Raw genomic sequence first — 13,260 nt, forward strand, 5'->3', positions numbered from 1 at the left:
ATGGGAGGCATACAGTAGAATGCCAAAAAGCGGAACACTTGTAAGCTAAAAGGTAATTATTAATGTCTCTCGAAAAATTTCATATAGTCAGACTTCTGCAAGAGCAAAGTAAAGCGCTAGAAGATAACATTGCACTCGAAGGATTTGAGATGGCAGCTCCTTGGAACAAAGTTTCATGGAGTCAGTTTGATACTATTACTAATAAAGTGGCACAGCTGTTAATCAACTTTGGTTTAGCTGTTCAAGATAAAGTGGTAATTGTGGCGCAAAACAGCCCACAGTGGAGCTGCGCTGACATTGGTGCGCTAAAAGCACGTACTGTTGTGGTACCTGTTTATCCAACTAGCCCAATGGAACAAGCTGTTTTTATCGTTAATGATGCTCGCGCTAAAGTGATTTTTGCCGGTGACGAAAGCCAATATGCCACAGCTTGTAAGATCCAAGCTCAATGTCCTACTGTTGAACACATTGTGGTGTTTGATAGCCAAGTAAAATTAGCCTCAGATGAACATTTTCATTTCGATGACATCTTAATTGCTGAGACAACGCCAGCAAGTGCAACCGAGCTAGAGTCTCGTTTATCGCAAACCAACCTTGATGACTTACTTACCCTCATCTACACATCTGGCACCACGGGCGATCCTAAAGGCGTCATGCTTGATTATCGTAATATTGCGTCAATGGTAGAGCAGCATGATGATGAAATTGCTTTTAAAGCGGGTGATGTATCGCTTGCTTTCTTGCCATTAAGCCATGTGTTTGAACGCGGTTGGAGCTTCTATGTTCTGTGCCGTGGTGGTAATAATGTTTATTTAAGTGACACTAACCGTGTAAAAGAAGCCATTGCAGAAGTACGCCCGCACACCTTATGTGTCGTACCGCGCTTTTTAGAAAAAGTGTATAGCGCCGTGCATGACAAAGTCAGTACAGCACCAGCGATCCGCCAGAAGCTATTTAATTGGGCTATTGGTGTGGGTTCGCGTCAATTTGAAGTGACTCAAGGGCGCAAACGACCAAGCACACGTTTATCATTGCAGTGGAAATTAGCCAACAAGCTGGTATTCAGCAAATTACAAAATGTATTAGGTGGCCGCCTTAAGTTTATGCCGGTAGGCGGCGCGGCATTAGATGTTAATGTTGGTGGTTTCTTCCATAGTATTGGCGTACCAATCTTGTGTGGTTACGGTATGACTGAAACTTGTGCAACTGTCACCTGTAATACCTTAGATAACCGAGTATCGGGTTCTAACGGTAAACCATTACATGCGATGGAAGTGAAAATTGGCAGTAATAATGAGATTTTAGTTCGCGGCGAAACGGTGATGCGTGGTTATTACAATCGTCCAGAAGATACGGCTGAAGCATTCGAAGATGGCTGGTTAAAAACCGGCGATGCAGGCATGTTAGATGCCGAAGGTAATCTATATATTACCGATCGCATTAAAGAGTTGATGAAAACATCAAATGGTAAATACATTGCGCCGCAGCGTGTTGAAGGTAAAGTCAGTTGTTGTCCGTTCATTGAACAAGTCGCGATTGTGGCTGACGCGCGTAACTATGTATCAGCGCTTATTGTCCCCGCGTTCGAGTCACTAGAATCTTGGGCGAAAGAGCATGAGATTAAGTTTGAAAATCCAATGGAATTATTACGCCACAGCCAAGTTGTTGAACACTTTGAACAACGTTTAAAAGAGCTACAACATGAATTAGCAGGGTTTGAAAAAATTAAAAAATTCACCTTACTGCCTGAAGCATTTTCAATGGAATCAGGGTTAATTACCCCCACGATGAAGCTGCGCCGTAAGAAGATTTACTCTAAGTATGATCGTGAAATTAATGCGATGTACGCTAAGTAATTTTTTCTGAGCATATTATAAAGGACGCATTAGCGTCCTTTTTTGTGTCTGTTGTTTTTGTCTCAATTATTTTTGTATAAATGATCATCACATAAGTGTCATAAAAGCCGACTATTCTCTGGTTAGTTTATTCCTGTGAATATGTAACTTTTGAAAAAACTTAAACGCTATCAATACGAACGTTATGCCGTGTTATGTAAGGTCACTTACCGTGCTGACTTTGAGCCAGAAAAGCTCGGGTTTTCTAGGGGTAATTATCGTGAAATTGCCAATCGCTGGGGCAATATATGCGCCCGAGTTATGTGGCGTGATAATAAAAAAGAAGTGCTGGTGGTATTTCGTGGTTCGCAAACTATGAACGAATGGCTACTCAATTGTCAGTGCTGGCCGAAAGCGAAGCAGTTTAAAGGGTGTCGTTACAATGTGCATTCTGGCTATGACTACTTATTGGAGCAAAGTACTAACCCGATAGCACCGCATTATGAGGCTGATATTAGTCTTTTCACTCAGTTACAAAGGATCCTCAACCCGTTGATTCTGGCTGGTAAGCGTATTTCACTAACTGGCCACTCATCAGGTGGCTCAATGGCAATATTAGCCGCAGATAGATTAGAGCGATTATACCCAAACTCAATTAAGCGGGTGGTGACTTTTGGCCAACCATCACCAGGGTTTAAAAGCTTTCAAAAAGCGTATTTATTACATCGACGTACTTATCGTATTTGCTGTGATATTGATGTGGTGACTTTTTTGCCACCACTGCCAGGTATTTACTTTCATGTGGGGAAAATGCTGTGGCTGCATAACGAACGGATTTATGAAAACATATCGCCGGTAAAGCGATTCTTATTAAGTTTTTTTAGTTGGATAGTGTCGCCTTTTGCCTTTCATTACATGCACAAATACATCCGTAATAAAGACTTCTTTGATGACATTTGAGCTTGAAAAATCAGAATAGGGTGACTCACTTTTAAAGCTGTCATACACTGCCTGCTGTTTTATTTATCATTACTGAACGCACAAAATAAAAATAAGAGGCTTGCATGTCAGATAATCAATTCAGTTTAAATCTCACGCCACGATTTTGTGAAACCGATGCATTAGGGCATATCAATAATACGGTGATCCCTGTGTGGTTTGAGGCTGCGCGCGATCCAGTGTTTGATATTGTGAACCCAGGACAAGATTTGTCGAAGTGGAACATGATTATTGCAGGCTTTAATATTGTCTTTAATGCACCAACCTTTTATGGCGCAGAAGTGACGGTTAAAACCTATATCAGCCGTGTGGGCAACAGTAGTTTTGAGATTGCACAAAGCTGCTGGCAAAACGGCCGTCAAACCGCAGAAGCCAAAACGACGATGGTGCATTACAACTATCAAACTGAAAAAAGTCAGCCGATGTCTGATGAAGTAAAAGCGCAACTTGCTGCACTGACCGGTGAGATTGAGTAGATTATAGAGGTAGGTTTCTTATCTTTTTTAAAGCCCTGTATTTTGAATACACAAAATACAGGGCTTTTTTTGAGTGGCTATTCGGCTACTTTATGCTGTTCCAGCGCTGCGAGTAGTTCAGGTGTCAGCTTGGCTTTTTGGCCTGTCTTAAAATTAAACATCACCACATTGGCGGTGCCTGTGGTTGTCACAGCTTGTTGGGCTTTACTGAAAATTCGGTAATGCATGATAAAGCGGTCTTCTTTTACGTCACTAATATTGACGCTGACTAATAATGTATCAGGGAATGTCACTGGTCGTTTATAGCGCGCGTGGGTTTCACTTAACACAGGGCCTACAGCGGTTTCTTTAAGATCGGCCATCATGTTTATCTGGCTAAAAAAATCGATCCGAGCGGTTTCAAAGTAGCGAAAATACACCACATTATTGACGTGATTGAGTGCGTCCATTTCACCCCATGCCACTGGAATCTCGGTAATAATCGCATGCTGCTGAATAAACTGGTCCATATAAATCTTGCTCCTTAATAAAGTTAAACGCTTGTTTGATTTTTATTCAGGTTAACAGGCAAAACCTAGTTCAACAAGCATGGAATGCTTTGCTATCAATTGGGCAATATGTTTTGATAATGTTAAACCACTATTTGCTATGGAATGCGTCGTTTGAACTCTTTTAACTACCCACGATTACAGCAGTTACTTTATCGCCCTGTTGAGAGTGTATCGGCCTTGCCTCGAGTGATACTCAATTATATTAAGACCATCATCGGTAAGCTGACCGTGGCGCAAAAGTTGTATTTCATCGCCTTTCTTTTGATGTTTACCACTGATGGGGTGACGATGGTGGGGATCATTGCCATGATTGCAATGATGATTGAATTTTGGCCATTGTTTACTAAAACTTGGCATAGCTTAGCGGGTAAAGCATTTCTGCTGTTGTTTTACGCCATTATTGCTAACTTTTCGTTGGTGTGGGCTGCCTCTGTAGTTAATGAAGTTTCAGGCGTTGATGCAGATCATTTAACCTATACCCACAATCTCGTTATTCTGCTTTATATGCCGGTATGGTTCGTACTGGTTAGCGGAGTGGCTTTAATGTTGCTGCAAGCCGTCATCCCAATTTACTTTGTATTGATGCCACTACTTAACTTGCTTGGCGTTAAATCAATACGTTTTACTAATAGTGAGCATTACCGAAAACGTACTATATTGCTGCGAATGATATTGGCTTACGTGGTGTTAGCTAACCTGTATTTATTAAGTGATATTGAGAACACCTTTGAAACCAGTGATCCCAGAGCCAAAATGATCAAATTGTTAGAAGAGGAAACGGGTGAAAAAACTGAAGATATTGAAGCTGGTTTGCAGAAGCTCTCAGCCGTCGGTGCGAAAATTGCCGAAGCTAATGTAGAGACTAAGACTAAGACTAAGACTAAGACTAAGACTAAGACAGTTGTAGCTGCTGAGAACATAGAAAACCTTAGCTCTACTGAGTCAATGCCAGCGCCTGAACCTGTGACTTCGAGTGTTAGCGAAGTGACTCCTCCAGATATCGCCGCGAGTACTCAAAAGGTGATTGAGGATGCCGTTCAACAATCAATTAAACAAGTACAACAAAACGAGGTTACACGTCTGGATATGGGGGCGGATGAAGCGGCTGAGCGACGTTACGATATTATTCGAGAGAGTTATCGCTTGATGGTAAGAATGACGATTGCCAATTTTATCTATTATTTTGAGGGTAACCAGTATTCTCGTTGTGAATCTGAACCCAATAGTAAAGTGGTTGAACTCAATGACTATGAGATCTTACAAGTATTGCCCACGGCAAAAGATGAAAGCCGATATGGTTATTCATTTGATGTGAAAGCATGCGTGTCACCGGCTTTTCCTGCTAAAGAGGAGTCATGATCCGTAATAGCATCTTTATCGGCTTATCTATGTTGCTGGCAAAGGCTTCAATGTCGGCACCTGTAATTGAACAAAGTATCAGCGATATTGCTAAAGGTAATATCGCTTCAGCTATCGTGTTATCTGATGCAAGTTTAATCTCACTGGGCGTAGTCAATTTTGACCCTAACAATATTGTCAGTCTTGACCGATTCGATGCAGGATCGGAGACTTCAATACAGCGTAGAAAAGAACTTAGCGTTTATTCAGTACCTTGGGAAAGTGACTGGCAGGGTAAAGAAGATGAATGGCAGCGAGCGACATTTGCAAAATTTTCTTATATCAATTCTAAGCAATCATTACAGCTATCGGACGATATAGCACTGGTTGATAAACTAAATGAGAAAAGTTATTTACTGTTTGCTGAGCAGCGCTGGAAGTATCTGCTATCAGACAAGTGGTGGTTACAATTAGCCGTGGGTGCGCATTTGATTCGCTATGAAAATGACTTTGACTATCGCAGCGATTTTGGTGATTTTCAAGATGAGCTAGATGGCAGCTTGTTTAATACCTCATATGCAGCTTGGATGCTCGACCCTACCATTGAGTTGCATTATCAAGATACGCTGTGGGGTAATAAGTGGCAATTCATCAGCCGTTATAACTATGCTTTTGGGCAACTGTTTGACACCGATTCTCCCCAGCAAGATGGCTCGCCTAATGTCGGTCGTTTCAGTAATGCTTTTATTTTTCATTATGCACTTCCGCCAATGATGAACCTGCGCAATGAAATGCGCTTCCTATTCAAACGCATAGATTTAACGGGTGATGCAGTGGCAACAATGAACACAAATCACTATTACGAAACCGGTCTAGGCTGGATAGTTGAAACCCCTTCATTGTCATCTTGGCTGACCAATGTAGGAATTGGCGTCACGGTCAATATTGATAGTGCCCTAAGTGGTGGCAGTGTGGTGCTACTGTTTAATGAGGATATTTAGCTGTGTTAAAGCGTCACTCTAGTTTTAGTTCTAGATTTAGTTCTAGATTTAGTTCTAGATTTAGTTCTAGATTTAGCTCTAGATGTCACTGCCGACGTTACAACAGGCAATAAAAAACGGCCACAGAGGCCGTTTTTTATATTAGGACAGACATCTTTATGCGTCGATATCTAATCCTGAGAAGTCGCTGATTTGCGCAAATTGAGCCGTTTTTTGATTATCAAAACGTACCATTTGGCGAGTATGTAATCCTGCCGCTTCTGCCGCTTTTAATTCTTCAACAACATCAGAAACGAATAGCACTTGTTTAGGGCTTAAGCTGATGGTGTTTAAGATATTACAGTAAGCTTGCTTATCTAATTTGTTACCCGTACGCGTATCGAAATGACCACTAAATTTAGGGGTTAAATCACCCGCATCACTATGGCTGAAAAGCATTTTTTGTGCTTCAGCAGAGCCAGACGAGAAGCTATAGATTCGCATGTTAGCGGCTTCAAATCGTGGGATCGCGTCGATGAAATCGGGGTAGATATGACCGGTGAACTCGCCAGATGCATAACCTTGTTTCCAAATAAGACCTTGAAGGGTTTTAAGTGGTGTTGCTTTGCGGTCTTCATCAATCCATTGTGCAAGGATTTCTGTTACGCGTTCAACAGAGGCGTCTTGTTCTAGTGCAAGGTCGCGTACGTCACTAATACAGTATTCAACCAATGGGTTGTGCTGATTCTTATTCAGAAAGTCGCCCATGGCTTTTTTTGAATAAGGAAATAGTACATCGTGAATAAAATCTAGATCAGTCGTGGTGCCAGCTGTATCTACGATAATCGCTCTAATACCCATAGTGTCTACGTACTCCAATCCTTAAATTTGCTTGTTCAAGATCCTAAGCTTTATTGGGTCTGATGGCTAGTCAAATTGGTGTCTAGAATAGCAGTTATCTTCAAATCAATGATATTCCATGTATTTAGCTGCCAATACGGTGAAGTTTAGGTATTATGAATAGACATATAACAGGTGTTTTATTTCAACTTTTGAGGCTGTCACTATGATTTCAAAATGGGCAAAACGATTTTTTCAGATGGCTGAGCTAGTTGGATCATGGAGTAAAGATCCATCAACGCAAGTTGGCGCGGTGATCACTAAGCATAACCGTATTGTTTCAGTCGGTTTTAACGGTTATCCCCACGGGATTTCTGATAGTGCTGAAACCGATGACCGTGAAATGAAATTACTGAAAACATTGCACGCAGAAGAAAATGCCATTTTGTTCGCCAAGCGTGATTTAGGTGACTGTGATATCTGGGTGACGCATTTTCCTTGTCCTAATTGCGCTGCAAAAATTATTCAAACTGGGATCACTGGTGTTTATTGCCCCGAGCAAAGTGAAGATTTTCTTTCTCGTTGGGGTGACAAAATTAAAGTCAGCCAAGATATGTTCTTGCAAGCGGGTGTGAAGGTGAACTGGCTTCCAGTGAGTGAACTTGAATAAATAGGCTGTTTTTTCAATCGACAGCTTTAGTCATTAGAATCGCAAATTATGCCGACATAACTAAGTAAAAAAGTTTGTCGGCTTTTTTGTGTTGAAATCAGACTCTGGTCCGCATTATTGATGAACTAACACGCCATTTTTAACCACATCTTTGCATGGGTTAACGCCGTATGAGTAGGCAAGTTGCGCAGGGGTGGTGATATCCCACAAGCAAAAGTCAGCCTGCATGCCTTGGGCTAAAACACCGACCTTTTCTTCTATTCCCAGCGCTTTTGCTGCGTTGGCGGTAATACCTTTGAGTGCTTCTTCAGGGGTTAATCTAAACAGTGTACAGGCCATATTAAGCATTAATAAGGTTGAGCAAATTGGTGATGAACCTGGGTTAAAGTCACTGGCAACCACAATCGGCACTTGATGTTTGCGCAGCAACTCTATCGGTGGCATCTGAGTTTCACGTAAGAAGTAATAGGCACCAGGCAGTAATGTGGCACAAGTGCCACTGGCCGCGAGTGCTTTAACTCCGTCTTCATCAAGGTATTCGATGTGATCGACAGATTTAGCGCCAAGCTTAGCGGCTAACGCAGAGCCGCCCATATTGGATAACTGCTCAGCATGGAGTTTGATATCCAGTCCAGCTTGTTGAGCTGCGGTAAGTACTTTTTCTGTTTGGGCTAAATTAAAGGCAATATTCTCACAAAATACGTCTGCAGCATCAGCAAGACCTTGCTCAATAACCTTTGGCAGCATGTTATTGACGACCAAATCCACATAGCCCTCAACATCGTCTTTGTACTCTGGTGGAATTGCATGAGCGCCAAGGAAAGTGGTTTTGACATCTACATGATGATTACGGCCAAGCTCGCGAGCCACTTTTAGTAGTTTGACCTCGGTTTCAGTATCTAGGCCATAACCTGATTTGATTTCAACGGTCGTAACACCTTCTTTGGCTAGGGCATTTAAGCGTTGACGGCCAAGCTCGAATAACTCTGACTCTTCAGCTTTTCGACAAGCGTTAACCGTTGATATGATGCCGCCGCCAGCGCGGGCGATATCTTCATAACTTGCTCCTTCAAGGCGCATTTCAAATTCATTGGCGCGACTACCAGCAAACACTAAGTGGGTGTGAGCATCAATAAGACCAGGGGTTATCCATCCGCCTCTGCCGCGGTATACCGGCATCGAAAACACATCGAAATCAGGCAATTCTTTTCGAGGCCCAAGCCATGCAATTTTGCCATCTTTAACTGCAATAGCGGCATCGGTAATGGCACCGTAAGCGGCTGAATTGTTTGGATCCATTGTAGCTAAATTAACGTCTATCCAAACATGATCCCACGACATGGCAACTCCAGCATTAGCAATAAATTGAAAGAATAATAGCAAAACAATACTTGTTTTTACTTGTATATACAAGGTAAGGTTGGTGCTGAGTTTTTAGCCATTAAGTGGCTTTCATCACCCATTATTCCATGATATCGGTGTTGTTTGCAGCAATAAAGCCCTGATGGCAATAGACCTAATAACCACGACTGACCAGATAACCAGATTGGATAACACGATGGCATTAGCAAAATTTGAGCAAATCAAGCAGCACATTTTAGCCCGTATTGAGTCGGGCGAATGGAAAGAAAATGATCGAGTGCCATCAGAAAACCAGTTAACTGAATTAATGGACTGTAGTCGTATGACCGCCCGCAGAGCATTAACTGAGTTAGTTGCATCTGGTGTGTTAGAAAGAAGCCAAGGTCTAGGTACCTTTGTCGCTGGGCTGAAGTCTCAATCATCGCTGCTGAATATTCGTAATATTGCCGATGAAATTAAAGAGCGCGGCCATGGCTATAGCGTTAAACAGTTAGCCTTGTCGCAAGTTCGCGCAGAAGGTGCGGTGGCGATCTCGCTGGGCTTAGAAGAAGGTAGCCCTGTGTTTTATTCTGTGTTGGTTCATTGCGAACAAGAGCAACCCCTGCAGGTAGAAGAGCGTTATGTGAACCCACAAATGATCCCTGATTATTTACAGCAAGATTTTAATCAGCTGACGCCCCATGAGTATTTATCTCGAGTTGCGCCTTTAACTGAGGCTCGTCATACCGTTGAAGCCGTGATTGCCAATGAGCAAACCCAGCAGCTGCTTGCCATTACTGCAGCTGAACCTTGTTTACAAATTATACGTCGCACCTGGTCTCGTAAAGGTGTGGTGAGTTTTGCCCGTTTAACCCACCCAGGCAGCAAATTTAGCCTAGGTGGTCATTTAACTTTTAGTCAGTAAATTAATAATAAAGCCAAATCGTTAGCGCAGTCAGTGCGAAACGATTGAAGATAATTGAAGGAAGTACAATGAATAACAGACACGACCCTAGTCGCAATATTATTGCGCCTCATGGCACTACGCTCGCATGTAAAAGCTGGCTAACAGAAGCTGCCATGCGCATGTTAATGAATAACCTTCATCCTGATGTCGCCGAGCGCCCTGAAGACTTAGTCGTATACGGTGGTATCGGCCGCGCAGCTCGTGATTGGCAGTGTTATGACAAGATCATTGAAGTGCTTCAACGTCTTGAAGACGATGAAACCTTATTAGTGCAGTCAGGTAAACCAGTTGGCGTGTTTAAAACCCATAGCAATGCCCCGCGCGTGATTATCGCAAACTCAAACCTAGTGCCGCATTGGGCTAACTGGGAACATTTTAATGAGCTCGATAAAAAAGGCCTGGCCATGTATGGCCAAATGACCGCAGGTTCATGGATTTATATTGGTACCCAAGGCATTGTTCAGGGGACTTACGAAACTTTCGTTGCCATGGCAAAACAACATTTTAATGGCAGTGCTGCAGGTAAATGGATTTTAACAGGCGGCCTTGGTGGTATGGGTGGTGCGCAGCCTCTTGCTGGCACTATGGCAGGTTACTCAGTACTGGCATGTGAAGTCGACGAAACCCGCATCGATTTTCGCTTACGTACTCGTTATGTCGACAAAAAAGCCACTTCACTGGATGAAGCATTAGCCATGATTGAGCAAGCGAATGCATCAGGTACTCCTGTCTCTGTAGGATTACTGGGTAATGCAGCGGATATTTTTGCTGAGTTAGTTGAGCGTGGTGTTACGCCTGATGTAGTAACCGATCAAACTTCGGCACATGATCCGTTAAACGGCTATTTACCTCAAGGTTGGACGTTAGCCCAAGCTGCTGAAATGCGTCTAAAAGATGAAGCTGCAGTGGTTAAAGCGGCGAAACAATCAATGGCGGTACAAGTCAAAGCCATGTTAGCGCTGCAAGCTGCAGGCGCGGCTACAACCGATTACGGTAATAACATTCGTCAGATGGCACTTGAAGAAGGCGTAGAAAACGCGTTTGATTTCCCTGGCTTTGTTCCTGCTTACGTGCGTCCATTATTCTGTGAAGGAATTGGTCCTTTCCGCTGGGTAGCATTATCGGGTGACCCAGAAGATATTTATAAAACCGATGCCAAGGTAAAAGAGCTTATTCCTGATAACCCGCATTTACATAATTGGCTTGATATGGCCCGCGAACGCATTGAGTTCCAAGGCTTACCTGCTCGTATTTGTTGGGTCGGACTGAAAGACCGTGCTCGCTTAGCGTTAGCGTTTAACGAAATGGTCAAGAATGGCGAACTGTCGGCGCCGATCGTGATTGGTCGTGACCATTTAGATTCTGGCTCTGTTGCTAGTCCAAACCGTGAAACTGAATCTATGCTTGATGGTTCAGATGCAGTGTCTGATTGGCCATTAATGAATGCGTTATTAAATACGGCAAGTGGCGCGACATGGGTATCGCTTCACCATGGTGGTGGGGTTGGTATGGGCTTTAGTCAGCATTCTGGTGTGGTGATTGTGGCTGATGGTAGCGATGATGCAGCAGAGCGTTTAGGTCGTGTTTTATGGAATGATCCTGCCACTGGTGTCATGCGCCATGCTGATGCTGGATACGATATTGCGATTGACTGCGCTGAAGAGCAAGGTCTTGATTTACCGATGCAAGGAGTCAAGTAATGACTGCAACACAACATAGATTATTGCTGAGTCCTGGCACGCTATCATTAGCCCAGCTGCGTAAAATTAGCCGCAGTGCTGTCCATGTAACACTCGCTGAAGAAGCGAAAGCTGATATTAATACGAGTGCAGGTTTAGTGCAGCAAGTACTTGATGAAGGCCGCACAGTGTATGGTATTAATACCGGTTTCGGCTTATTGGCGAACACCAAAATTGCGCCTGAAGATTTACAGCTGCTGCAGCGCTCAATTGTGTTGTCCCATGCTGCAGGTATTGGTCAATACATGCAAGATGCAACCGTACGTTTAATGATGGTGTTAAAAATTAACTCGTTAAGCCGTGGTTTTTCAGGTATTCGCTTAGAGGTGATTAACTTCCTTATTCAATTGGTAAATGCAGGAGTTTATCCGTGTATTCCTGAAAAGGGTTCAGTGGGTGCATCTGGTGATTTAGCGCCACTGTCACACATGTGTTTGCCGTTATTGGGCGAAGGTGAAATGAGCTATCAAGGGCAAATTATCACTGCAGCAGAAGGACTGGAAATTGCAGGTCTTGAGCCGATTGAATTAGCGGCCAAAGAAGGCTTAGCATTATTGAATGGCACGCAAGCGTCAACAGCTTTAGCCCTTGAAGGTTTATTTCATGCAGAAGACTTATTTGCGGCGAGTTCGGTCATCGGTGCAATGAGTGTTGAAGCGGCAATGGGCAGTCGTAGTCCGTTTGATGCACGTATTCATGCGGCACGAGGTCAAAAAGGTCAGATTGATTCTGCCGCGATTTTCCGTAACTTATTGGGTGATGAATCTGAAGTCAGTGTCAGTCACGTGGATTGTGAAAAGGTACAAGATCCTTATTCATTGCGTTGTCAGCCACAGGTATTAGGTGCGTGTTTAACTCAAATTCGCCATGCTGCTGAAGTATTAGGTGTCGAATCAAATGGCGTGACGGATAACCCATTAGTTTTCCAAGACACTGGTGATATTATTTCAGGTGGTAATTTCCATGCTGAGCCAGTGGCAATGGCGGCGGATAATTTAGCGATTGCGATTGCTGAATTAGGCTCAATTGCTGAACGCCGCATTGCGCTATTAATCGATTCTAGTTTATCTAAACTGCCACCCTTTTTAGTGGAAAATGGCGGGGTTAACTCAGGATTTATGATTGCGCAAGTGACGGCGGCTGCATTGGCATCTGAAAACAAAACTTATGCTCACCCAGCTTCAGTAGACAGTTTACCGACTTCAGCAAACCAAGAAGACCATGTTTCGATGGCCACGTTTGCAGCGCGCCGTTTACGCGATATGTCGGAAAATACCCGAGGTGTGTTAGCGGTTGAGCTACTTGCTGCTGCACAGGGGCTGGATTTCCGTAAGCCATTAGCGCCAAGTGATGCAGTTGCTAGTGCTAAAGCTGAGTTACGTGAAGTGGTGGCTTATTATGATAAAGATCGCTTCTTTGCACCTGACATTGAGAACGCGACAGACTTGCTTTATACCGCGAGCTTTAATCGCTATTTACCTGCTGGAATGTTAGCGAGCTTTTAATTTTTCGCTTATCGTTTAA

12 protein-coding genes are annotated in these 13,260 nt (G+C 43.3%); 9 read left to right on the forward strand and 3 right to left on the reverse strand.

Annotation, left to right across the window (positions count from 1 at the left end):
• Positions 1–62: 62 nt before the first annotated feature.
• From L2737_RS18030 to L2737_RS18040, 3 genes are all read left to right on the forward strand, one after another.
• Positions 63–1,856: an AMP-dependent synthetase/ligase gene (locus L2737_RS18030; RefSeq protein ID WP_248956665.1), complete on the forward strand. Its 1,794-nt coding sequence runs from the start codon at positions 63–65 to the stop codon at positions 1,854–1,856.
• A 150-nt stretch (positions 1,857–2,006) separates the two neighbouring features.
• Entirely contained in the window at positions 2,007–2,795 is a 789-nt protein-coding gene (locus L2737_RS18035) for a lipase family protein (RefSeq protein ID WP_248956666.1), read from the forward strand.
• Positions 2,796–2,899: 104 nt separating this feature from the next.
• A complete protein-coding gene (locus L2737_RS18040; protein WP_102527561.1) occupies positions 2,900–3,310 on the forward strand; it encodes an acyl-CoA thioesterase in 411 nt (136 codons plus the stop codon).
• Positions 3,311–3,387: 77 nt separating this feature from the next.
• Here the strand turns inward: L2737_RS18040 and L2737_RS18045 are convergent, their stop codons facing one another.
• Entirely contained in the window at positions 3,388–3,819 is a 432-nt protein-coding gene (locus L2737_RS18045) for an acyl-CoA thioesterase (RefSeq protein ID WP_229370166.1), read from the reverse strand.
• A gap of 153 nt (positions 3,820–3,972) precedes the next feature.
• Here L2737_RS18045 and L2737_RS18050 point away from each other — a divergent pair, with 153 nt between their 5' ends.
• Complete coding sequence (locus L2737_RS18050) at positions 3,973–5,220, forward strand: hypothetical protein (protein ID WP_248956667.1); 1,248 nt, start codon at positions 3,973–3,975, stop codon at positions 5,218–5,220.
• Positions 5,217–6,200 carry a Solitary outer membrane autotransporter beta-barrel domain gene (locus tag L2737_RS18055; protein ID WP_248956668.1) on the forward strand — a complete coding sequence of 328 codons (984 nt, stop codon included), beginning with the start codon at positions 5,217–5,219 and terminating at the stop codon, positions 6,198–6,200. The genes L2737_RS18050 and L2737_RS18055 overlap by 4 nt, the downstream gene beginning before the upstream one ends.
• Before the next feature lie 156 nt (positions 6,201–6,356).
• On the opposite strand, the gene mtnC is transcribed toward L2737_RS18055, so the two are convergent.
• Positions 6,357–7,040: an acireductone synthase gene (mtnC, locus tag L2737_RS18060; RefSeq protein WP_248956669.1), complete on the reverse strand. Its 684-nt coding sequence runs from the start codon at positions 7,038–7,040 to the stop codon at positions 6,357–6,359.
• A 205-nt stretch (positions 7,041–7,245) separates the two neighbouring features.
• Here mtnC and L2737_RS18065 point away from each other — a divergent pair, with 205 nt between their 5' ends.
• Complete coding sequence (locus tag L2737_RS18065) at positions 7,246–7,689, forward strand: dCMP deaminase family protein (RefSeq protein ID WP_102527566.1); 444 nt, start codon at positions 7,246–7,248, stop codon at positions 7,687–7,689.
• 114 nt (positions 7,690–7,803) lie between these two features.
• Here L2737_RS18065 and hutI read toward each other — a convergent pair whose 3' ends face one another.
• On the reverse strand, positions 7,804–9,030 hold the full coding sequence (hutI, locus tag L2737_RS18070; protein ID WP_248956670.1) for an imidazolonepropionase: 1,227 nt from the start codon (positions 9,028–9,030) through the stop codon (positions 7,804–7,806).
• A gap of 217 nt (positions 9,031–9,247) precedes the next feature.
• Between hutI and hutC the strand changes: the two genes are divergently transcribed.
• The 3 genes from hutC (at position 9,248) to hutH (ending at position 13,241) form a co-directional block, all read left to right on the forward strand.
• Positions 9,248–9,955 (forward strand): histidine utilization transcriptional repressor HutC, encoded by a 708-nt coding sequence (hutC, locus tag L2737_RS18075; RefSeq protein ID WP_229370170.1) that lies wholly within the window; start codon positions 9,248–9,250, stop codon positions 9,953–9,955.
• A 68-nt stretch (positions 9,956–10,023) separates the two neighbouring features.
• Positions 10,024–11,697, forward strand: a complete 1,674-nt coding sequence (gene hutU, locus L2737_RS18080; RefSeq protein WP_248956671.1) for a urocanate hydratase — start codon at positions 10,024–10,026, stop codon at positions 11,695–11,697.
• The gene (gene hutH / locus L2737_RS18085) at positions 11,697–13,241 is read left to right on the forward strand and encodes a histidine ammonia-lyase (RefSeq protein WP_248956672.1); all 1,545 of its coding nucleotides are present in this window, start codon (positions 11,697–11,699) and stop codon (positions 13,239–13,241) included. The genes hutU and hutH overlap by 1 nt, the downstream gene beginning before the upstream one ends.
• Positions 13,242–13,260: the final 19 nt, after the last annotated feature.

The sequence above is a fragment of the Shewanella electrodiphila genome (assembly GCF_023283985.1).
Classification (GTDB): Bacteria; Pseudomonadota; Gammaproteobacteria; order Enterobacterales; family Shewanellaceae; genus Shewanella; species Shewanella electrodiphila.